The 21,243-nt window shown below is 70.1% G+C and carries 16 protein-coding genes and 1 pseudogene; 8 read left to right on the top strand and 9 right to left on the bottom strand.

Annotation, left to right across the window (positions count from 1 at the left end):
- Positions 1 to 121: 121 nt before the first annotated feature.
- Both JHN63_RS19915 and JHN63_RS19920 read right to left on the bottom strand, forming a co-directional pair.
- Complete coding sequence (locus tag JHN63_RS19915) at positions 122 to 985, bottom strand: acyl-CoA thioesterase II (protein WP_200682450.1); 864 nt, start codon at positions 983 to 985, stop codon at positions 122 to 124.
- Positions 986 to 1,004: 19 nt separating this feature from the next.
- Positions 1,005 to 3,518, bottom strand: coding sequence for a DEAD/DEAH box helicase (locus tag JHN63_RS19920; RefSeq protein ID WP_200682451.1), 2,514 nt, complete (start codon positions 3,516 to 3,518; stop codon positions 1,005 to 1,007).
- Positions 3,519 to 3,663: 145 nt separating this feature from the next.
- Here JHN63_RS19920 and JHN63_RS19925 point away from each other — a divergent pair, with 145 nt between their 5' ends.
- Positions 3,664 to 4,455, top strand: a complete 792-nt coding sequence (locus tag JHN63_RS19925) for a metal-dependent hydrolase (protein ID WP_200682452.1) — start codon at positions 3,664 to 3,666, stop codon at positions 4,453 to 4,455.
- 38 nt (positions 4,456 to 4,493) lie between these two features.
- Here the strand turns inward: JHN63_RS19925 and JHN63_RS19930 are convergent, their stop codons facing one another.
- The 4 genes from JHN63_RS19930 to JHN63_RS19945 form a co-directional block, all read right to left on the bottom strand.
- Positions 4,494 to 4,763 carry a type B 50S ribosomal protein L31 gene (locus JHN63_RS19930; RefSeq protein WP_200682453.1) on the bottom strand — a complete coding sequence of 90 codons (270 nt, stop codon included), beginning with the start codon at positions 4,761 to 4,763 and terminating at the stop codon, positions 4,494 to 4,496.
- 51 nt (positions 4,764 to 4,814) lie between these two features.
- A complete protein-coding gene (locus tag JHN63_RS19935; protein WP_200682454.1) occupies positions 4,815 to 5,291 on the bottom strand; it encodes a DUF5709 domain-containing protein in 477 nt (158 codons plus the stop codon).
- Positions 5,292 to 5,573: 282 nt separating this feature from the next.
- A complete protein-coding gene (locus JHN63_RS19940) occupies positions 5,574 to 7,355 on the bottom strand; it encodes an ABC transporter ATP-binding protein (RefSeq protein ID WP_200682455.1) in 1,782 nt (593 codons plus the stop codon).
- Positions 7,352 to 9,274 (bottom strand): ABC transporter ATP-binding protein, encoded by a 1,923-nt coding sequence (locus JHN63_RS19945; RefSeq protein WP_200682456.1) that lies wholly within the window; start codon positions 9,272 to 9,274, stop codon positions 7,352 to 7,354. The genes JHN63_RS19940 and JHN63_RS19945 overlap by 4 nt, the downstream gene beginning before the upstream one ends.
- A 208-nt stretch (positions 9,275 to 9,482) precedes the next feature.
- Here JHN63_RS19945 and JHN63_RS19950 point away from each other — a divergent pair, with 208 nt between their 5' ends.
- The 3 genes from JHN63_RS19950 to JHN63_RS19960 all read left to right on the top strand — a co-directional run bounded on the left by JHN63_RS19950 (position 9,483) and on the right by JHN63_RS19960 (position 13,473).
- Positions 9,483 to 10,238, top strand: a complete 756-nt coding sequence (locus tag JHN63_RS19950; RefSeq protein WP_200682457.1) for a L,D-transpeptidase family protein — start codon at positions 9,483 to 9,485, stop codon at positions 10,236 to 10,238.
- A 10-nt stretch (positions 10,239 to 10,248) separates the two neighbouring features.
- Entirely contained in the window at positions 10,249 to 11,910 is a 1,662-nt protein-coding gene (locus tag JHN63_RS19955) for a peptide-N4-asparagine amidase (RefSeq protein ID WP_307781927.1), read from the top strand.
- A gap of 171 nt (positions 11,911 to 12,081) precedes the next feature.
- A complete protein-coding gene (locus tag JHN63_RS19960) occupies positions 12,082 to 13,473 on the top strand; it encodes a cation:dicarboxylate symporter family transporter (RefSeq protein WP_200682458.1) in 1,392 nt (463 codons plus the stop codon).
- A gap of 84 nt (positions 13,474 to 13,557) precedes the next feature.
- Here the strand turns inward: JHN63_RS19960 and JHN63_RS19965 are convergent, their stop codons facing one another.
- The gene (locus JHN63_RS19965; protein WP_200682459.1) at positions 13,558 to 14,418 is read right to left on the bottom strand and encodes an SDR family NAD(P)-dependent oxidoreductase; all 861 of its coding nucleotides are present in this window, start codon (positions 14,416 to 14,418) and stop codon (positions 13,558 to 13,560) included.
- Between the two features lie 59 nt (positions 14,419 to 14,477).
- Between JHN63_RS19965 and JHN63_RS19970 the strand changes: the two genes are divergently transcribed.
- Positions 14,478 to 15,161 (top strand): TetR family transcriptional regulator, encoded by a 684-nt coding sequence (locus tag JHN63_RS19970; protein WP_234477410.1) that lies wholly within the window; start codon positions 14,478 to 14,480, stop codon positions 15,159 to 15,161.
- 27 nt (positions 15,162 to 15,188) lie between these two features.
- Here the strand turns inward: JHN63_RS19970 and JHN63_RS19975 are convergent, their stop codons facing one another.
- Positions 15,189 to 16,157, bottom strand: a complete 969-nt coding sequence (locus JHN63_RS19975) for a GlxA family transcriptional regulator (protein ID WP_200682461.1) — start codon at positions 16,155 to 16,157, stop codon at positions 15,189 to 15,191.
- A gap of 119 nt (positions 16,158 to 16,276) precedes the next feature.
- Here JHN63_RS19975 and JHN63_RS19980 point away from each other — a divergent pair, with 119 nt between their 5' ends.
- Positions 16,277 to 16,915 (top strand): HD domain-containing protein, encoded by a 639-nt coding sequence (locus tag JHN63_RS19980; RefSeq protein WP_200682462.1) that lies wholly within the window; start codon positions 16,277 to 16,279, stop codon positions 16,913 to 16,915.
- Between the two features lie 282 nt (positions 16,916 to 17,197).
- On the opposite strand, the pseudogene JHN63_RS19985 reads toward JHN63_RS19980, so the two are convergent.
- Positions 17,198 to 17,626 (bottom strand): annotated as a pseudogene (locus tag JHN63_RS19985) (MarR family winged helix-turn-helix transcriptional regulator); the annotation flags it as partial.
- Positions 17,627 to 17,756: 130 nt separating this feature from the next.
- On the opposite strand from JHN63_RS19985, the gene JHN63_RS19990 reads away from it, so the two are divergent.
- Both JHN63_RS19990 and mltG read left to right on the top strand, forming a co-directional pair.
- Positions 17,757 to 19,559 (top strand): ABC transporter ATP-binding protein, encoded by a 1,803-nt coding sequence (locus tag JHN63_RS19990; protein ID WP_200682463.1) that lies wholly within the window; start codon positions 17,757 to 17,759, stop codon positions 19,557 to 19,559.
- Positions 19,560 to 19,602: 43 nt separating this feature from the next.
- Positions 19,603 to 20,445 carry an endolytic transglycosylase MltG gene (mltG, locus tag JHN63_RS19995; RefSeq protein WP_200682464.1) on the top strand — a complete coding sequence of 281 codons (843 nt, stop codon included), beginning with the start codon at positions 19,603 to 19,605 and terminating at the stop codon, positions 20,443 to 20,445.
- Positions 20,446 to 21,243: the final 798 nt, after the last annotated feature.

Raw genomic sequence — 21,243 nt, forward strand, 5'->3', positions numbered from 1 at the left:
GGGTTCCGGCGCCAACTCGAGCGGGTGGCCGCTCGAGTTGGCGCCGGAACCCGAGCGATCACGCGGCATGTTGGGCTGGCTGCGCCGCAGAAAAGCGTGAGTCACAGCGCGCGTCCACCGGCTACAGGGCCCTGAACAGCCCTTCCTGGACGACCGAGACGAGCAGGCGCCCCTCCCTGTCGTAGATGCGCCCACGCGCCAGGCCGAGGCCACCCGTCGCGATCGGGGACTCCTGGTCGTACAGGAACCACTCGTCCGCGCGGAACGGCCGGTGGAACCACATGGCGTGGTCCAGGGACGCCATGTCGAAGGTGCGCGGTCCCCACAGGGGTTCGACGGGGATGCGGACGGCGTCCAGGAGCGTCATGTCGCTGGCGTACGTCAGCGCGCAGGTGTGCACCAGCGGATCGTCGCCGAGCGGCCCGACCGCGCGCATCCACACGGCGCTGCGCGGCTCGGCGTCCTTGATCTCCTCGGCGCTCCAGCGCAGCCCGTCCGCGTACCGGATGTCGAAGGGCTGACGGCGCGCCATCCGCTCCAACTGCTCAGGCAGCACGCCCAGATGGGCCCGGACCTCCTCCGACACCGTCGGCAGGGACTCCGGGTCCGGGACCTCGCGGGCCGGCAGCTGGTGCTCGAAGGGACCTTGCTCAGGCTTGTGGAAGGAGGCGGTGAGATTGAAGATCGTGCGGCCCTGCTGCACGGCGGTGACCCGACGGGTGGTGAACGACCGCCCGTCCCGGACCCGCTCGACCTGGTACACGATCGGCACGCCCGGCCGGCCCGGGCGCAGGAAGTACGCGTGCAGCGAGTGCACGGGTCGGTCGCCCTCCGTGGTGCGCCCCGCGGCGACCAGCGCCTGGCCCGCGACCTGGCCGCCGAAGACCCGCTGCAGGGACTCGTGCGGGCTGCGGCCACGGAAGATGTTGACCTCGATCTGCTCCAGGTCGAGCAGGTCGACGAGCCGCTCTGCCGGGTTCGTCATGGGTGGGATTCTCCTGTGCTCACAGCTGGCCGACGTCGGTGACACGGACGACCGCACGGCCCTCCGTGTCGGAGGCCGCGAGATCGATCTCCGCGCTGATGCCCCAGTCATGATCGCCGTTCGGGTCGGCGAAAATCTGTCGAACGCGCCACAGGCCGTGCTGCGGCTCCTCCTCGATGAGCAGGAGCTTGGGCCCGCGGGCGTCGGGGCCGGTGCCGAGGTCCTCGTACTCGTCCCAGTACTTGTCCATCGCCTCGCCCCAGGCGTCCGCGTCCCAGCCGGCCTCGGCGTCCATCTCGCCCAGCTCCCCGACATGGTCGAGGGCGGCGAGCTCCACGCGGCGGAACATCGCGTTGCGCACCAGGACCCGGAAGGCGCGCGCGTTCGCGGTGACCGGCTTGACCTGGTCGGCCTTCTCCTGGGCCTCCTCGGCGGTCATCTCCGCCGGGTTGGCCAGTTGCTCCCACTCGTCCAGCAGGCTGGAGTCGACCTGGCGCACCATCTCGCCGAGCCAGGCGATCAGATCCTCGAGGTCCTCGGACTTGAGGTCGTCCGGGACGGTGTGGTCGAGGGCCTTGAAGGCACCGGCGAGGTAGCGCAGCACGATGCCCTCGGTGCGGGCCAGCTCGTAGTACGAGGTCAACTCCGTGAAGGACATGGCCCGTTCGTACATGTCCCGGATCACGGACTTCGGGGACAGTGGGTGGTCGCCGACCCACGGGTGGCTCTTGCGGTACGTGTTGTACGCGTGGAAGAGCAACTCCTCCATCGGCTTGGGGTAGCTGACGTCCTGGAGGCGCTCCATGCGGTCCTCGTACTCGACGCCGTCCGCCTTCATCGCGGCCACGGCCTCGCCACGCGCCTTGTTCTGCTGGGCGGCGAGGATCTGCCGCGGGTCGTCCAGCGTGGACTCGACGACGGACACCATGTCCAGCGCGTACGACGGCGATTCGGGGTCCAGCAGCTCGAACGCGGCGAGGGCGAAGGTCGACAGCGGCTGGTTCAGGGCGAAGTCCTGCTGAAGGTCGACGGTGAGGCGCACGATGCGGCCCTCGGCGTCCGGGGTGTCGAGCTTCTCGACGATGCCGCCGTCCAGGAGCGAGCGGTAGATGGCGATCGCCCGCCGGATGTGCCGCAACTGCTGCTTGCGCGGCTCGTGGTTGTCCTCCAGGAGATGCCGCATCGCGTCGAAGGCGTTGCCGGGGCGGGCGATCACCGACAGCAGCATCGTGTGCGTGACCCGGAAGCGGGACGTCAGCGGCTCCGGGTCGGAGGTGATGAGCTTCTCGAAGGTGCCCTCCGTCCACCCGACGAAGCCCTCGGGTGCCTTCTTGCGGACGACCTTCCGGCGCTTCTTCGGGTCGTCTCCCGCCTTGGCGAGGGCCTTCTCGTTCTCGACGACGTGCTCGGGAGCCTGGGCGACCACCAGACCCGCCGTGTCGAACCCCGCGCGTCCGGCGCGCCCCGCGATCTGATGGAACTCACGGGCGCGCAGCGTACGTACCCGGATGCCGTCGTACTTGGCCAGCGCCGTGAACAGCACTGTGCGGATGGGCACGTTGACGCCCACCCCCAGCGTGTCCGTGCCACAGATGACCTTCAACAGGCCCGCCTGCGCGAGCTTCTCCACCAGGCGCCGGTACTTGGGCAACATGCCGGCGTGGTGCACGCCGATGCCGTGCCGTACGTAACGGGAGAGGTTGCGGCCGAACTTGGTGGTGAAGCGGAAGTTGCCGATCAGCTCGGCGATCTGGTCCTTCTCCTCGCGCGAGCACATGTTGATGCTCATCAACGCCTGCGCCCGCTCCACGGCCTGCGCCTGGGTGAAGTGCACGATGTAGACCGGCGCCTGCCTGGTCTCCAGCAGCTCGGTCAGCGTCTCGGTGAGCGGGGTCAGCTTGTACTCGTAGGAAAGGGGCACCGGCCGGGTCGCCGAGCGGACCACCGAAGTGGGGCGCCCGGTGCGGCGGGTGAGGTCCTTCTCGAACATCGCGACGTCGCCGAGCGTGGCCGACATCAGGATGAACTGGGCCTGCGGCAGCTCCAGGATCGGGATCTGCCAGGCCCAGCCGCGGTCCGCCTCCGCGTAGAAGTGGAACTCGTCCATGATGACCTGGCCGACGTCCGCGTGCTTGCCGTCGCGCAGCGCGATCGACGCGAGGACCTCCGCGGTGCAGCAGATGATGGGCGCGTCCGAGTTGACGGACGCGTCGCCGGTCAACATGCCGACGTTCTCGGTGCCGAACATCTTGCACAGCTCGAAGAACTTCTCCGAGACCAGCGCCTTGATCGGGGCGGTGTAGAAGGTGACCTCGTCCCGGGCCAGCGCGGCGAAGTGCGCACCGGCGGCGATCATGCTCTTGCCGGAGCCGGTGGGCGTCGACACGATCACGTTCGCACCGGAGACCACCTCGATCAGCGCCTCCTCCTGATGGGGGTAGAGCGTGAGACCGCGCTCCCGGGCCCACGACTCGAAGGCTTCGTAGAGGGCGTCGGGATCTGCGGTCGGCGGCAACTGGTCGATGAGGGTCACGACCCCATCTTGCCTGGCGCCGTGGCCGATGGGGGAATCGGCCGCGGGGACGAAGATCGTTGCCGCTACGCTGTGTCGCCGACACAGTGTCAGGGCGCCCGAGCAACTGACCGGCGGCGTAAGAGGAATGGGGCGGGGAACGGCCATGATGGGACCAGCACACTCACTGTCGGGAGCGGCGGCCTGGCTCGGCGTCGGAGCGGCGACCGCCGCGGCCGGGCATCCGATGCCGTGGCCGGTGATCCTGGTCGGCGCACTGATCTGCGCCGGCGCGGCGCTCGCCCCGGACCTGGACCACAAGGCGGCGACCATCTCCCGGGCCTTCGGCCCCGTCTCCCGGACCGTGTGCGAGGTCGTCGACAAGCTGTCGTACGCCGTCTACAAGGGGACCAGGAAGCAGGGCGACCCGCGCCGCAACGGCGGGCACCGCACGCTCACCCACACCTGGCTGTGGGCGGTCCTGATCGGGGCGGGGAGTGCGGGCGTGGCGATCCTGGGCGGTCGCTGGGGAGTGCTGGCGATCCTCTTCGTGCACATGGTGCTGGCCATCGAGGGACTGCTGTGGCGGGCGGCCCGCGGCTCCAGCAGCGACATCCTGGTGTGGCTGCTGGCGGCGACCAGCGCGTGGATCCTCGCCGGAGTGCTGGACAAGCCGGGCAACGGTTCGGACTGGCTGTTCACGGACCAGCACCAGTACCTGTGGCTCGGCCTGCCGGTCGTGCTGGGTGCGCTGGTGCACGACATCGGGGATGCGCTGACCGTCTCCGGCTGCCCGATCCTGTGGCCGATCCCCTTGGGCCGCAAGCGCTGGTACCCGATCGGCCCGCCGAAGGTGATGCGGTTCCGCGCGGGCAGCTGGATCGAGCTCAAGGTGCTGATGCCGGTGTTCATACTGCTCGGGGGAGTGGGCTGCGCGGCGGCGCTCAACGTGATCTGAGGCCCGACCCCGGTTCCGGCGTCGGCGCGGTCAGTGGCTCACGCCCCGCCGGAACCCTCGCCCGCCCCGCCGCCGTAGCGCCGTTCGAACTGGGCGATGCGGCCCTCCGAGTCCACCGTCCGCGCCTTGCCGGTGTAGAAGGGATGGCTCTCCGAGGAGATCTCCACGTCCACGACCGGGTAGGTCTCGCCGTCGTCCCACTCGATGGTTCGGTCGCTGGTCGCGGTGGACCGGGTCAGGAAGGCGAATCCGGCGGCGCGGTCACGGAAGACCACGGGGTGGTAGTCGGGCTGCTTGTCCTGCTGCATGGCTGCTCCTCCTGCGGCGCTGGTGCGGTGGACGGCGGCGGGGCGGCGAGGTCAGCCGTAGAGGGAGTCCTCGTCCTCGTCGACGATGTGCATCGCGGCCTCCTCGGCGGAGGCGGCGGCGCCGTCGATGCCCACGTCCGTGGCGATCAGGGCGCTCTCCTCGTCCTCGTGCGCTCCCTCGTCGGGTGCCACGAGCCGGCCCGATCGGGTGTCGCCGACCTCGATGTCCAGGAGTTCGCCGTCGGTGTCCTCGGAATCGCCGAGGCCGTCCCCGTCGGGCACCGCGAGGTCCGGGACCTCCTCGGCGAGGCGTTGGTCGAGCGTCTCGCCGTGCTGACGCTCGGCGGCCGTCACGTCGTCGCGTTCCACCGCCCAGGGGCGGTCCGGCGGGGACCAGCCGCGGTCGAGGGGGTCCTCGACGCCGTCGGCCACCAGGGTGTCCTCCGCGTCGAGCAGACCCGCGTCGTCCTGCACCTCGGATCCGTCGGGCTGGTAGACGTCGTCTCCCCATCCGTCGACGCTGTTCACGGCTACCTCCAGGTGGTGGGGACCGGCCCGTTCTCACCGCGCTCGGCGGCGGGTCGCCGCCGTGCGGGGCACAGGCGACGCCCGGCACGGACCACATGGTCCCCGGGCACTTCCCGAACCGGTGCCGCTCCCCAGCCTTCCACCCCTTTTCCCCACCGCGCAACGGCACGGCTCGAGTGGTCCGGCTTCCCACCAGCCCCCACCGACCCGCGGACCGGTCACTTCGCACTCCGACCGGCGCGGCAACCGACCCGCGGATCGGTCACCGCTCCACCGGCGGAGCTACCCGTGCCAGGACCGCCAGAGCGCCGCGTACGCCCCCTCCGCCGCCACCAACTCGTCGTGGCTGCCCAGTTCGCTGATGCGGCCGTTCTCGACGACGGCGATGACGTCCGCGTCGTGGGCGGTGTGCAGGCGGTGGGCGATCGCGACGACCGTGCGGCCGTCGAGGACGCGGGCCAGGGAGCGTTCCAGGTGACGGGCCGCGCGCGGGTCGAGCAGCGAGGTCGCCTCGTCCAGGACCAGCGTGTGCGGGTCGGCCAGCACCAGCCGGGCCAGCGCGATCTGCTGGGCCTGGGCCGGTGTGAGCGCCAGCCCACCCGAGCCCACCTCGGTGTCGAGGCCCTCGTCCAGCGCCCGCGCCCAGCCGTCCGCGTCGACCGCGCCCAGCGCCGCCCACAGCTCGGCGTCCGCCGCGTCGGTCCGGGCGAGCAGGAGGTTGTCGCGCAGGGAGCCCACGAACACGTGGTGCTCCTGGTTGACGAGGGCAACATGGGAGCGGACGTGTTCCGCGGTCATCCGGGAGAGTTCGGCGCCGCCCAGGGTGATCCGGCCGTCCCGGGGCGCGTAGATGCCGGCGAGGAGCCTGCCCAGGGTGGACTTGCCCGCGCCCGAGGGGCCCACAAGGGCCAGCCGGGTGCCGGGCGCGACCTCCAGGGACACCTTGCGCAGCACGTCGACGCCCTCGATGTAGCCGAAGTGCACCCGGTCCGCGTGCACGTCCCGGCCCTCGGGCGACAGTGCGGCATCCCCGGCGTCGGGCTCGATGTCCCGGACGCCGACCAGCCGGGCCAGCGAGACCTGGGCGACCTGGAGCTCGTCGTACCAGCGCAGGATCAGGTTCACCGGGTCGACGAGCATCTGCGCGAGCAGGGCACCCGTCGTCAGCTCGCCCACCCCGATCCAGCCGTTCAGGACGAACACCCCGCCGAGCATCAGGACCGAACAGAGCACGGTGACATGAGTGATGTTGATGACCGGGAAGAGCACCGACCGCAGCCAGAGCGTGTAGTTCTCCCAGGCGGTCCACTCCTTGACGCGGCGTTCCGAGAGGGCGATGCGCCGGTCGCCGAGGCGGTGCGCCTCGACGGTGCGGCCGGCGTCCACGGTCTCGGCCAGGGCCGCGGCCACGGCGGCGTACCCGGCGGCCTCGGAGCGGTAGCCGGCCGGTGCGCGCTTGAAGTACCAGCGGCAGCCGATCACCAGCACCGGCACCGCGATCAGCACGGCGGGCGCCAGCGACGGCACGGTGACGACCAGACCGCCGAGCAGCAGCAGCGCCCACACCACCCCGATCGCCAGTTGCGGCACGGCTTCGCGCATCGCGTTGGCGAGCCGGTCGATGTCGGTGGTGATGCGGGACAGGAGGTCGCCGGTGCCCGCCCGTTCCAGGACCCCCGGAGGCAGCCCGACCGACCGGACGAGGAAGTCCTCGCGCAGGTCGGCCAGCATCCGCTCGCCGAGCATCGCGCCGCGCAACCGCACCTGATGGGTGAACACGGCCTGGACGACGAGCGCGACCGCGAACACCCCGATGGTCAGGCCCAGATGCAGTTCCCGCGCTCTGTCCGACACCCGCTCGACGAGATCGCCGAGCAGATAGGGGCCCACCATCGAGGCGACCACGGCGACCGTGTTCACGCCGACGAGAAGGAGGAAGGCACGGCGATGCCGGTGGAACAGTTCGGACACGTAGGCCCGTACGGTCGTGGGGGCGCCGACCGGCAGGGTGTTCGCCGTGGTCGGGGCCGCCGGGTCGTAGGCCGGGGGCGCCACGCCGATCATGCGCTCTCCTCGATTTCTTCCAGTGCGCTCCGCAGCGCGGCTTCGTCGTCCAGGGCATCGTCGTCGGACAAGGCACCCCGCAAGGAGGCTTCATCGTCCAAGGCACTCCGGAGGGAGGCCTCGTCGTCCAAGGCACCCCGCAGGGTGGCCCCGTCGTCCGTCGGCGGGCCGCCCCGCGACGCGGACTCCTCCTCGGTCTCGCGGGTCACCACGGCCCGGTACCGGGGCTCGCTCCGGAGCAGCTCGCGGTGGGCGCCGACGGCCACCACCGCGCCCTCGTGCACGAGCACGACCCGGTCCGCCTGGTCCAGGAGCAGCGGCGAGGAGGTGAACACCACCGTGGTCCGGCCCGCCCTCAACTCCCGTACGCCGTCGGCGATCCGGGCCTCGGTGTGGGAGTCGACGGCGGAGGTCGGCTCGTCCAGGACCAGGACCTCCGGGTCCGTGATCAACGACCGCGCAAGGGCGAGCCGTTGGCGCTGGCCGCCGGAGAGGGAGCGTCCGCGTTCGGTGACGCGGGAGTCCATCGGGTCCTCGGTGCCGAGGGAGCCCTGGGCGAGCGCCACCAGCACGTCCCCGCACTGCGCGGCGGCCAGGGCCTCCGCCGCGCCGACCGCACCCGAGGCGGGCACGTCGAGCAGCTCGCGCAGCGAACCGGACAGCAGCACCGGGTCCTTGTCCTGGACGAGGACGGCGGTGCGCGCCGAGTCGAGGGGGAGTTCGTCGAGCGGTACGCCGTCCAGGAGCACGGAGGTGCCGGCCTCGGCGGGGTGTCCGCCGAGGCGTTCCGCCAGCCGCCCGGCCGCGTCCGGATCGCCGCACACCACGGCGGTGAGCCGGCCGGAGGGCGCCAGCAGACCGGTGTCCGGGTCGTACAGATCCCCGGCGGGCACCTCGGCCGCGCGCGTCCCCACGGTGTCGGTGACCCGCTCCAGGGACAGCACGTGCGCGGCGCGCTTGGCCGAGGGCCGGGAGAAGGAGTACGCCATGGCGATCTCCTCGAAGTGCCGCAGCGGGTAGGACATGATCATCACCGCGCTGTAGACGGTGACCAGTTCGCCCACCGTGACCCGGCCCTGGCGGGCGAGTTGCACACCGTGCCAGACGATCGCGATCAGCAGCAGACCCGGCATCAGCACCTGGATCGCGGAGATGACCGCCCACATCCGGGCACTGCGCACGGCCGCGTGGCGGACCTCCTGCGAGGCGCGGCGGTAGCGGTCGAGGAACAGTTCCTCGCCGCCGATGCCGCGCAGCACCCGCAGTCCGGCGACGGTGTCGGAGGCGAGCTCGGTGGCGCGGCCCGCCTTCTCGCGCTGTACGTCGGCACGCCGGGTGGCGCGGGGCAGCAGCGGCAGCACGGAGATCGCCAGCACGGGCACACTCACGGCGACGACGACACCGAGCGCCGGCTGGTACACGAACAGACCGACGCACACGATGACGATCGTCAGCGCGGCGGCCAGGAAGCGCGACAGCGCCTCCACGAACCAGCCGATCTTCTCGACGTCCCCCGTGGACACGGCCACGACCTCACCGGCGGCGACCCGCCGGGTCAGCGCCGAGCCGAGGTGGGACGCCTGGCGGGCCAGCAGTTGTTGGACGCGGGCGGCGGCCGTGATCCAGTTGGTGACGGCGGTCCGGTGCAGGAAGGTGTCGCCCACGGCGATGCCCGCCCCGCACAGCACCATCAGCCCGCCGGTCAGGGCCAGCCGGCTCCCGGAGCGGTCGACCACGGCCTGCACGGCGAACCCCACACAGAACGGCAGCGCGGAGACGGACACGAAGTGCAGCAGCCCCCAGGCCAGGGACTTGAACTGTCCACCGAGCTGATTCCGGCCGAGCCACCACAGGAATCGAGGCCCCGAGCGCGCGTCCGGCACACCCGGGTCGGGATACGGAAGGTCTTGAATCTGCATGACGTCCCAGTGGCTCTTGTCAGACGGGAAGGGGAGGGGAAAGGAGGGAACCGCGGAACGCGGCAACAAACCGTGAAAGGTTCGCGTCGCAGAGTGGTCGGAAGCAAGGGGTTTTCCCGGCCGGGGGTCAGAACCGGCGTTCACCCATCAGGGGCGAGATGTCCGTGACCTCACACAATGCCGCTGAACGCGATGTGACCATGGCCGAATGCAGAGTGGCGGCACACGACGTGCGACGGTCGCGATGGCGGCTCTCGGTTCCCTCCTGACGATGACGACCCTGTCCGCGTGCGGAAGCGCGCACACCGGACACCCCGGCGGCCGGGAGGGAAGACCCGGCGCACCGGCGACCCACCCGAGAAAGGCCGTAGCCACCCCGGACCCGACCCGCATCCCGGATGTCGGCGACCGGCTCCAGCGCGCCCTCCCCGCCGACACCGGCCAGGTCCTCGCGGTCTACGGCGACGGCAAGGACTCCCCGAACTCCAGCGCCGTGCTGTTCACCAAGCACGGCTCCACCTGGCACCGGGACGCCAGTTGGCCCGCGCACAACGGCAAACGGGGCTGGACCACCGACCACCACCTCGACGACAAGCGCAGCCCCGTCGGCGTGTTCACGCTGACCGCCGCGGGCGGTGTCCTCGACGACCCCGGCACCGAACTCCCGTACTTCCAGGACGAGTCGTACGAGGCGCCCCGCGACTGGGACGAGTCGCACTGGCACGACTTCGACTACGTCATCGCCATCGACTACAACCGCGTGCCCGGCACCCCGCCCGACGACGGGGAGCAGCCCGAGGGCGAGGACAAGGGTGGCGGGATCTGGCTGCACCTGGACCACGGCAGCGGTACGTCGGCGTGCGTCAGCCTGTCCAAAGAGGCGCTGGAACATCTGCTGCGCACGCTCGACCCGGACCGGCATCCCGTCGTGCTGATGGGGGACAGGACGCATCTCAAGGGGTAGGACACCGCCCATGAGAAGCCGGATAGTCATGTCCATGCTCGCCGGAGCGACCCTCCTGGCGAGCACCCTCCTAGGAGCGGGCCCCGCCCAAGCGGCCGATATGCAGACCCAGTTGGCCCTCGCGAAGACCCGTGCAGTCGACACGCAAGCCCAAGTCGCCTACGTCCCCGCCGAGTTCGGCACCGACTGGCACGACCCCCTCACCGCCGCCCCGCCCATCGCCAAGCCCAAGACCAAGTCCTGCCAAGTCACCCTCGCCGACACCGAGTTCCGCGACTTCACCCCGTACCGCGGCACCTACACACCACCCACGGCCTGCGGCGACCACTGGAGCAAGGTCGTCCTGCGCCTCGACGGCACGGTCAAGGGACGGCAGTACGACCGGCTCGGCTATCTGCACGTCGGCGGTGTCGAGATCCTCCGTACCTCGACACCGGAGCCATCCCCCGACGGCATCGCCTGGTCCGTCGAGAAGGACGTCACGCGCTACAGCGCCACCTTCCGCAGCACCCAGGACGTCGAGATGCTCATCGGCAACGTCGTCGACGACACCTACACCGGTGTCATCGGCGTCAAGGCCACGCTGACCTTCTACGAGGGCAGACCCGCCGCGGCGCAGACCCCCGACCGCGTCCTCACCCTCGCCGCCGACTCCACCGTCACCACCCCGCGCAACAGCGAACGCATCGTCGCCGAGGTGTACGCCACCGGATCCGGCGGTGGCTGCGAGGAGTTCTGGTATCTCGCGGTGCCCGACTCGGCGCCGTACTCCTGCCAGGCCGACAAGGGCCCCTACCGCGAGGTGCAGATCAAGGTCGACGGTCAACTCGCCGGAATCGCCGCCCCGTTCCCGAACGTCTGGACCGGGGGCTGGTCCGACCCCTTTCTCTGGTATGTCATTCCGGGCCCGCGTGCCTTCGACGTGAAGCCGATCGAATACGACCTCACCCCCTTCGCCGGGCTGCTCAACGACGGTCGCCCGCACCACGTGGACGTCTCCGTCGTGGGCGTGCCCGAGGGGCAGAGCGGTTGGAGCGCGCCGGTGAACGTGCTCGTCTGGCAGGACGCGCAGCGCGCCCACGTCACCGGGAAGCTCACCCTCGACCGGGCGGGCGAGCTCGCCAACTCCTCGACGTACACGCCCGGTTCGGAGGAACGCGTGGACACCGACGCGGGCCATCGGCTGACCGTCGCCGGGTACGTCGACACCTCGCACGGCCGGGTGCGGACCACCGTCGACCGGACGCTCGCGAACACCTCCGTACACCGTTGGACCGACGGCGAGAACATGGACGGGCTCGACGCGACCTGGACGGACGACGAGTCGGTGACCGTCGACGGGCGTGGACCGGCGCGGGCGACGGCCACGCACCGGACGTACACGATGAACGGCGTGACGACGATCGGGGCGGACGACCGGCTGCGTACCGTACTCGCGCTGGGCGACCGGGCGGCGGTCGTCGACACGCGGGACGGGCGGCGGACCGGGTGGTCACGGCTCGACGACACCTACAGCGGGGACGCGACCTACACGCTGAATGTGCCGCGCGACCAGCGGCACGCGGTCGGGACGTCGAGTGAGCGCTACCGGCTGTACGGCTCGAGTGGCTGCTACGACCGCTCGTTGAAGACCGCGCAGGGGGTGCTCACCGAGGACCTCAGCGGCTGCTGAGGTGGTGTGCGTGCGACGCGTCACTCAGGTGCGTGTTTTACACGGCTGTCACACAGAGGTTTTCCGGGGGATCAACAACGGCTCCAAAGTGTCCACTTGGAAGCCGCTTTCCGTATCGCAGAAGTCACCCCACTCGACTCCGCGAACGACCGTCCCCCTCAAGGAGTGCCCGTGCCGCCGTCCGTCCCGCCTCTGCCGCGACGCGTCGCACGCATATTGCGTACCTCTCTCTTCGCGCAGGTCGCCTGCGCGCTCGTCCTCGGAATCCTCGTCGGAAAGCTGTGGCCGGACGTGGCCACCGACCTCCAGCCCCTCGGCGACGGATTCACCCGGCTCATCAAGACGATCATCTCACCGCTCGTGTTCTGCGTGGTCGTCGTCGGCATCGCCAAGGCCGGTGACCTCAAGGCCTTCGGCCGGATCGGCCTCAAAGCGCTGATCTGGTTCGAGGTCGCGAGCACCGCGGCGCTGATCATCGGTCTGGTCCTCGCCAACGTCGTCCAGCCCGGCTCCGGGATGCATGTCGACCCGGCCACGCTCAATACCTCGGCGGTGGACGCGAAGACGGGCGGCGGCTCGCTGCCCTCGACGACCGAGTTCATCGTCAACGCGCTCCCGACCAGCTTCATCGGCGCCTTCGCCGAGAACTCCCTGCTCCAAGTCCTCATCCTGGCCTGCCTGGTGGGCGCCGCCCTGCTCCACCTCGGCCACACCAAGGTGCCGCAGGTGCTGCCCGCGATCGAGCAGGCACAGGAGATCATCTTCGCGATCGTCGGCTTCGTCATGCGGCTCGCCCCGCTCGCCGTGTTCGGCGCGATGGCCGTCCTGGTCGGCCAGTACGGACTCGGCGTCATCAAGACCTACGCCAAGCTGATCATCCTCTGCTACGTCGCCGCCGCGCTCTTCGTCGCCCTGCTCGCCGTCGCGCTGCGGCTGGTCACCGGGCTCAGCCTCTGGAAGTTCCTCCGCTACATCCGCGAGGAGATGCTCCTCGCCCTCGGCACCGCCTCCACCGAGTCCGTCATGCCGCGCGTGATGCAGAAGCTGCGCAAGGCCGGCGCCCGGGACGACGCGGTCGGCCTGGTGCTGCCCACCGGCTACTCCTTCAACCTCGACGGCGCCTCGCTCTATCTCTCCATCGGCACGCTGTTCATCGCCCAGGCCGTCGGCGTCGACCTCAGCCTCGGCCAGCAGATCACCGTGATCCTGGTGCTCATGCTCACCAGCAAGGGCATGGCCGGCATCCCCGGCTCCGCCTTCCTCGCCCTGTCCGCGACCGCGTCCTCGCTGGGCGCGATCCCGGCCGGCGCGGTCGCCCTGCTCCTCGGCGTGGACCGCATCATGGACTCGATGCGCGTCGTCACCAACCTCCTCGGCAACTGCGTCGCCGTCTTCGCGGTCTCCCGCTGGGAGGGCGCACTCGACATCGAGCGGGCGAAGAAGGTCCTCGACGGTGAGATCACGACCGTGGAGAACGATGGGGCGGAGGCTGACGTGGAGGCGGAGGCCGACGCGGAGGTCCCTGCTCAGCTCGTCAAGGAACCGGCCGCCGAGGCCAGTTGAGAGGTGTCGTGACGGGTCGCGGCTCCTGATCCATCGGAATCCATGGGAATCCATCGGGTCGGTGGGGAGTCGCGGCCCGTTCTCCTATGCGTGGTCGACGAGGTCGGCCGGGTAGGGCTGGTCGAAGTCGGCCGACTGGCTCACCCGTGCCCATGCCGCCGCTTGCGCTATCTGATCGCGTGAGTAGCTCTGCGCCATATCGACGGCACCGGCTCCCAGGAGGAGGTGGGACGGGAGGGTCGGCTGCTTCACGATCCGGACCAGGATCTCCCCGGCGCGCTTCGGGTCACCCGCGGCGACCACGGGACCGTCGAAGTGGCGGATCAGCGCGCCGACGGTCTCGTCGTACTCCGGCGGCACGTCCGGGATCTGCATGGACGAACCGGCCCAGTCGGTCGCGAACCCGCCCGGTTCCACGACGAGGTACCTGATGCCGAACGGCGCGGTCTCGGCCGCGAGCACGCGCGTGAAGCCGTCGACCGCGAACTTCGCCGCCTGGTACGACCCGAGCCCGGAGTTCCCGCCGACCCGGCCACCGACGGACGAGAACTGTACGACCGTGCCAGCGCCCCGCGCCCTGAGGAACGGGAGCGCCGCCGTCGAGACGTTGTAGACCCCCCAGAAGTTCGTGTCGAACTGTCGGCGGAAGTCGTCCTCGGGGGTCGTCTCGACGGGGGAGAGGTTGGCGTACCCGGCGTTGTTCACGACCACGTCGATGCCGCCGAAGCGGTCGACTCCCGCCTGTAGAGCCGCCGTTGCGGCCGCCCGGTCGGTGACGTCGAGTGCGACCGGCAGGACGCGGTCGCCGTACTTGTCCACGAGGTCGTCCAACTGCTCCGGCTTGCGTGCCGTGGCGACGACCCGGTCGCCGGCCTCCAGGGCCGCGACGGTGAGGTTGCGGCCGAAGCCGCGGGACGATCCGGTGATGAACCATGTCTGAGTCACGGGTATAGCAAAACACTGTTTCGTTATTAGTGCAACCGTGTTGCGCTATGCTGTGCATCATGAGCACGCCCGGTCCCCAACGCGCCCGCAGCGCCGCGGCCAAGCAGCAGCGAGAACGAGCGATCCTCGACGCCGCACGGTCCCTCGGCGCCGAACGCAGCGTGCGCGAGGTCACACTCACGGACATCGCCGCCGCCGTGGGCATGCACAAGTCCGCCATGCTGCGGTACTTCGAGACCCGGGAGCAGATCTTCCTGGCGCTCACCGCCGAGGGCTGGGAGGACTGGTCGGCGGCGCTCCGCGCGCGGTTGGGGGAACTCGCCGACGGGGACTCCGACGCGGTCGCCGTCGTCGTCGCGCGGTCGCTGGTCGAGCGGCCGTTCTTCTGCGACCTGCTCGCCCAGGCGCCGTTGAACCTGGAACGCAACGTGTCGCTCGAGTCGGTGTACGAGTTCAAGACGGTCGCGCTCGGCGAAGTCGCCGCCGTGGCAACCGAGTTGTGCCGGATACTCGCGATCACCGAGCGCTCGGCCATCGACGTGATCGCCACCGCGACGAGCATGGCCGGAGCGCTGCTCCAGATGGCCGCTCCCGGTACGCGCCTCCGTACGTTCTACGAAACCCGACCCGAGATGGCGCATGCGCTGGTCGACGTCGAACCCCAACTGACCCGCATCCTGGCCGCGTTGCTGACGGGCCTGCGCGCCACTACGACGCCGACGCGCCCTTCCGCGAAGGCGTGACCTGAGCCGACGCCGGTCGACCGCGGCTCACGGCATCGGTGATGGGCCGCGCGTACTGGCGAACCGGCTCCGATAGTGCGTCGGTGTCGTGTCCAGGTGGCGGGCGAAGGCGCGGCGCAGGGTCTCGTCGGTGCCGAGGCCGCTGTGGTGCGCGGCGGAGGTGACGCTGTGGCCTTCGAGGAGGAGATGCTGGGCGCGGTCGAGCCGGACCCGTTCCACCCAACGGGCGGGTGTGGTGCCGAGTTCGGTACGGAAGAGCCGCGTCAGGTGCCGGGGGCTGACGGCCGCCGTCGCCGCCATGGCGGGCAGGCTGTGGTCGCCGGCCGGGTCGGCCAGCACGGACGCGATCAGGGACCGTAGCGGATCGGTGCGCGGTGGCCGGGTCGCGGTGGCGGTGGAGAACTGCGACTGCCCGCCCGGGCGTTGCATGAAGACGACCAGTTCACGTGCAATGTCCCTGGCCACGTCCGCTCCGTGGTCGTCCTCGACGAGGGCGAGCGCCAGGTCGATCCCGGCGCTGATGCCGGCCGAGGTGACGAAGCGGCCGTCGCGGACATGGATGGCGTCCGGTTCGACGCGCACCCGGGGGTAACGGCGGGCCAGCGTCTCGGCCTGTCGCCAGTGGGTCGTGGCCGAACGGCCGTCGAGCAGGCCGAGTTGGGCGAGGACGAAGGCGCCCGTACAGACGGACGTGACCCGCGCGGAGTGGTCGGTGAGGGTGCGGGCCGCGCTCAACAGGGCTTCCTCGGCGGGCTGTTGGGCGAGCCGGTCGCCTCCCGTCACCACGATCGTGTCGACCGGTCCGGCGTCCACCGCGGTCACCGTGCCGGTCAGCGTCAGCCCGTTGGCCGCCGTGACCGCGCCGCCGTGGGGAGAGACCAGCACCAGTTCGTAGGGGTGACCGAGCCGGCCCGACTGGTGCAGCACCTCGGCGGGGCCGCTGACATCGAGCATGGTCACGCCGTCGAAGACGAGGAATCCGACTCGGTGCGTCATCGCATGAGCCGTGTCTGAATCTGTGGTTTACATGGCCGTGAGGACATGGCTCCAGCGTACGACGCCGCCGATCCTGGAGACACAGCCCATGGCGAAGAGATCGAGGAGAGGGAAAGACGATGAGTGAAGTGATCGCAGGCGTGGAGATCCCGGACAGCGTGCTGGCGCGCGAGGCGACCGAGCTGGTGCGCGATGCCGCGTCGCAGTTGCTGTACGACCACTCCCGGCGGGTGTTCCTGTGGGGAGCCCTGCGCGGACGGGACCAGGGGCTCGCCTACGACCCCGAACTGCTCTACGTGGCCGCGATGTTCCACGACCTCGGACTCACCGAGAAGTTCCGCCGCACCGACCAGCGCTTCGAGATCGACGGCGCCGACGAGGCCCGCCGGTTCCTGCACGCCCACGGCATCACCGGTGAACCGGCCGACCGGGTCTGGGCGAGCGTCGCGCTGCACACCACGCAGGAGATCCCGTTGCACATGTCGGCCGAGATCGCCCTGGTCAACCGGGGCGTCTCGCTGGACGTCGTGGGCATCGGCTATGACGCCGTCTCCGACGAGCAGCGTGCGGCGGTCGTGGCGGCACACCCCCGCCCGGACTTCAAGAACGGGATCCTCGCCGCCTTCACCGAGGGCATCAAGGACCGCCCCGAGACCACCTTCGGCAACATCAAGGCGGATGTGCTGGCGCACTTCGTGCCCGGTTTCGTGCGGGGCGACTTCGTCGAGAAGATCAAGGGCTCCAGCTGGGCGGAGTGAGACCGGGTGGCGGGTGGCTGGCGCGGGCGGCAGATAGCGCTTGATGGTGAGCGGCGGGGGCGGTTAGTGGTGAGCGGCGTTCAGTGGCGGGGTCGGCCGTTAGCGGTTGGGCGCTGAGCGGCGTTCAGGGGCGGTTGCCGGCGGTCAGCAGGAGTGCCCGTGCCCCTCGTGCACGCCGTGCGCCCCGTGTCCTTCGTGCGCCCCGTGTCCTTCGTGCGTGCCGTGCTCTTCATGCGGGCCATGACCCGCATGCGCCCCGTGGTCCTCATGCGCACCAGGCGCCCCATCCACCAACGTGTCCAGCAACGCCCGCAACACCTCACGCTCGACATCCGTGAGCGGCGCGAGAATCTCGTTCGCCGCCCCCCGCCGCGCTCCGCGCAACTCGCTCAGCGCCTTGCGGCCGTCGTCCGTGATCTCGATCCGGATCACCCGGCGGTTGGACGGATCGGGCACCCGCCGCACCTTGCCGCTCGCCTCCAGGCCGTCGACCAGCGTCGTCACGGCGCGCGGCACCACCTCAAGCCGCTCGGCGAGGTCGGCCATGCGCGGTGGGGAGTCGAAGTGCGCGAGGGTGCGCAGCAGCCGGGACTGGGCGGGGGTGATGCCGAGGTCGCGCTGCTCCAGATGACGCTTCTGGATGCGGTGCACCCGGCGGGTGAGCCGCAGCAACTGCTCCGCGAGCAGGCCGTCGGAATCGGGGGTGGTCATACGGGAACAATATCAGGACCAAGTGCATTGTGAGTATAGGTAACAATGAGCTATGCTCCATCAGGTCTCATCGCTCCACGAGCTCTGAGCGCCTGAACAGTCCTGATCGCCTCACCATCCGTAGGAGACCATGCCCCGCGACGACATCAACTGGACACCGTCCCCCGGCACCTCGACCGACCAACCCCGGCAGGTGCGCCGCATCCTCAAGCTCTTCAAGCCCTACCGCGCCCGGCTCGCGGTCGTCGGCCTCCTGGTCGGTGCCGCGTCCCTGGTCACCGTGGCGACCCCGTTCCTGCTGAAGGCCACGCTCGACACCGCCATCCCGCAGGGCCGCACGGGTCTGCTGAGCCTGCTCGCGCTCGGCATGATCCTGAGCGCCGTACTGACCAGCATCTTCGGCGTGCTGCAGACCCTGATCTCCACGACGGTCGGCCAGCGCGTCATGCACGACCTGCGCACAGCGGTCTACGGCCGCCTGCAGCGCATGTCGCTCGCCTTCTTCACCCGGACCCGCACCGGCGAGGTCCAGTCCCGCATAGCCAACGACATCGGCGGCATGCAGGCCACCGTCACCTCCACGGCCACCTCCCTGGTCTCCAACCTCACCAGCGTGGTCGCCACGATCATCGCGATGATCGCCCTGGACTGGCGCCTGACCGTCGTCTCGCTGCTGCTGCTCCCGGTCTTCGTGTGGATCAGCCGCCGGGTGGGCAACGAACGCAAGAAGATCGCCACCCAACGCCAGCGGCAGATGGCCGAGATGGCCGCCACGGTCACCGAGTCGCTGTCCGTCAGCGGCATCCTGCTCGGCCGCACGATGGGCCGCTCCGACTCGCTCACCCGGTCCTTCGCCGAGGAGTCCGAGGGGCTGGTCGACCTGGAGGTCCGGTCGAACATGGCCGGCCGCTGGCGCATGGCCGTCATCTCGATCGTGATGGCCGCGATGCCCGCCGTCATCTACTGGACCGCCGGCATGACCCTCCACCTGGGTGGCCCGGACGCCTCGATCGGCACGATCGTCGCCTTCGTCTCGCTCCAGCAGGGCCTGTTCCGCCCGGCCGTCAGCCTGCTGTCGACCGGCGTCCAGATCCAGACCTCGCTGGCGCTCTTCGCGCGCATCTTCGAGTACCTCGACCTGCCGATCGACATCACCGAGCGCGAGAACCCGGTCCACCTCGACACCGTCAAGGGTGAAGTCGCTTTCGAGGGCGTGGAGTTCCACTACGACGACAAGAGCGGCCCGATCCTCGACGGCATAGACATCGCCGTCCCGGCCGGCAACAGCCTCGCGATCGTCGGCCCGACCGGCGCCGGAAAGTCGACCCTCGGCTATCTCGTGCCCCGGCTCTACGACGTGACGGGCGGCCGGGTCACCCTCGACGGGGTCGATGTCCGTGACCTGGACTTCGACACGCTCGCGCGTGCCGTCGGCGTCGTCTCCCAGGAGACGTACCTCTTCCATGCCTCGGTCGCCGACAACCTCCGCTTCGCGAAGCCGGACGCCACCGACGAGGAGCTGTACACGGCGGCGCGCGCTGCGCAGATCCACGAGCACATCGCGGGCCTGCCCGACGGCTACGACACCGTTGTCGGTGAGCGCGGACACCGGTTCTCCGGCGGCGAGAAGCAGCGCCTGGCCATCGCCCGCACGATCCTGCGCGACCCGCCGGTCCTCATCCTGGACGAGGCGACCAGCGCGTTGGACAACCGCACCGAAGCGGCCGTCCAGGACGCCATCGACGCCCTGTCGGCCAACCGCACCACGCTCACCATCGCCCACAGGTTGTCCACCATCCGCAGCGCCGACCAGATCGTGGTCCTCGACTCCGGGCGCGTTGCGGAGCGGGGCACGCACGAAGAACTGCTCGACCAGGACGGGCGGTACGCGGCCCTCGTACGCCGGGATGCCCAACTGGAACCGACAAGCTGAAGATATGCCGGGTTTGTGACGATATGCGGGTTACCGTGCCCGCATGCAGATGAACACTCCGCCACGGAGCACGATTCGACTGACCCGCAGGGGCCGGGTCGCCCTCATCGCGACCGGGGCCGTCGTGGCCGGCACCGCCGTGGCGGTGCCGCTGCTGAGCCTGGAGAGCGAGGGGGACACCCGGCCCACGTCACTGGTGATCCCGGAGGGCTGGCGCTCGGGCCAGATCTACGAAGCCGTCGACAAGGCCCTCGCGCTGCCGGTCGGCACCACCAAGAAGTCGATCGCGAAATCCGGCCTGAAGCTGCCCACCGACGCGGAGGGCAATCCCGAGGGGTATCTCTTCCCGGCGACGTATCCGCTGGAGAAGAAGTCGACGCCCGCGTCGCTGCTGTCGTTCATGGTCAACACCGCGAACAAGAAGTTCAACGGCGCCCCGGTCGCCGCGGGCGCCCAGCGCAACGCGATGAACGTCTACCAGGCCGTCACCATCGCGAGCATCGTGCAGGCCGAGGCGGCCTCCACAGCGGACATGGGGAAGGTGGCCCGGGTCATCTTCAACCGCCTCGAACGCGGGATGCCGTTGCAGATGGACTCGACCATCAACTACGCGCTGAACCGCGCCACGTTGAGGACCACCACCAGCGACACCCGCCTCGACAGCCCCTACAACTCCTACCAGCGCATGGGCCTGCCGCCCACCCCGATCGACAACCCGGGCGAGGACGCGATGCGCGCCGCGATCAACCCGCCCCCGGGCGACTGGCTGTACTTCGTCACGGTCAAGCCCGGCGACACCCGCTTCGCGGCCACGTACGAGGAACACCAGCGCAACGTGGCCGAGTTCAACGCGGCCCAGAAGAGCAGCGCGTCACCCACGAGGTGACCCGCTCAGGACACAGAACGACGTCAGGTGGCGGCACTCGGCTCTCGGGCCGACGGCCGCCTGATGTCTTTGGGGCTGTTCGGAGGCGTTCGCGGACGGGTGTCTGTGGTGGTGCGGCGGGCGCGAGGGCCGGTGGCGCTGCGTGTGCCCTACGCGGGCTGCTGCGCCCGGCGCCCGAGAAGTGACCTCCGGGGGAGGGGCGGTGTCGGGTGGCCATCGGTTCTGCGGCGGGCGGTTGCCGTTGTTCCGTCCGGCTGCGCGATTGGGCGCCGTTAAGTGTGCCTGCAGCGGGGATGCTGCGGCTCGGCCCGCGAAGTGACCTGGGCGTCGGGCGGTGATCACCTCTCCCGCGAGCAGTTGCTTGCTGCCGCACGAAGCTGCGCGGATCACCACCGTGGACAAGGCTCGCGAATGGCCCGCAGCCGAGGAAGTTGGAGGCGCGGATCGGCGACCGCGTGCGCGCCCTCGATGTGCCCGCGCCACTCATGAATGCCCTCGCCGGAGGACCCTCAGACCGTGACCGGTTCCCGCTCAGCAGTCGCCTGATGTCTCGCACGGTGGTGCGATCGGCGCTGGTGGTGCTTACCGAGGGCCGGTAACCGGCTAGGCGAAGGCGTAGTTCGACGACGGTATGTGTGCCTCCGACGCGGCGCCTCCGCGCCACCCAGGAATTGGCCCCGTCGGAGTGGTCAGTTCCGCAGCCAGTAATCGTCTGATGTCCCCTGCGGCCGAGCGTCCCGTCTGATTTGCGCCGATGGTGCTCGCAGAGGGGGCCCATGGCCGGCACGGTGGAGGCGT

Source organism: Streptomyces sp. MBT65 (genome assembly GCF_016612545.1).
Lineage (GTDB): Bacteria > Actinomycetota > Actinomycetes > Streptomycetales > Streptomycetaceae > Streptomyces.

Excerpts from the sequence above, each read along its gene's own strand:
- JHN63_RS19915 (WP_200682450.1), bottom strand. The coding sequence starts at position 985 with ATGACGAACCCGGCAGAGCGGCTCGTCGACCTGCTCGACCTGGAGCAG.
- JHN63_RS19925 (WP_200682452.1), top strand. The coding sequence starts at position 3,664 with ATGATGGGACCAGCACACTCACTGTCGGGAGCGGCGGCCTGGCTCGGC.
- JHN63_RS19930 (WP_200682453.1), bottom strand. The coding sequence starts at position 4,763 with ATGCAGCAGGACAAGCAGCCCGACTACCACCCCGTGGTCTTCCGTGAC.
- JHN63_RS19940 (WP_200682455.1), bottom strand. The coding sequence starts at position 7,355 with ATGATCGGCGTGGCGCCCCCGGCCTACGACCCGGCGGCCCCGACCACG.
- JHN63_RS19945 (WP_200682456.1), bottom strand. The coding sequence starts at position 9,274 with ATGCAGATTCAAGACCTTCCGTATCCCGACCCGGGTGTGCCGGACGCG.
- JHN63_RS19950 (WP_200682457.1), top strand. The coding sequence starts at position 9,483 with ATGCAGAGTGGCGGCACACGACGTGCGACGGTCGCGATGGCGGCTCTC.
- JHN63_RS19955 (WP_307781927.1), top strand. The coding sequence starts at position 10,249 with ATGAGAAGCCGGATAGTCATGTCCATGCTCGCCGGAGCGACCCTCCTG.
- JHN63_RS19970 (WP_234477410.1), top strand. The coding sequence starts at position 14,478 with ATGAGCACGCCCGGTCCCCAACGCGCCCGCAGCGCCGCGGCCAAGCAG.
- JHN63_RS19975 (WP_200682461.1), bottom strand. The coding sequence starts at position 16,157 with ATGACGCACCGAGTCGGATTCCTCGTCTTCGACGGCGTGACCATGCTC.
- JHN63_RS19980 (WP_200682462.1), top strand. The coding sequence starts at position 16,277 with ATGAGTGAAGTGATCGCAGGCGTGGAGATCCCGGACAGCGTGCTGGCG.
- JHN63_RS19990 (WP_200682463.1), top strand. The coding sequence starts at position 17,757 with ATGCCCCGCGACGACATCAACTGGACACCGTCCCCCGGCACCTCGACC.
- mltG (WP_200682464.1), top strand. The coding sequence starts at position 19,603 with ATGCAGATGAACACTCCGCCACGGAGCACGATTCGACTGACCCGCAGG.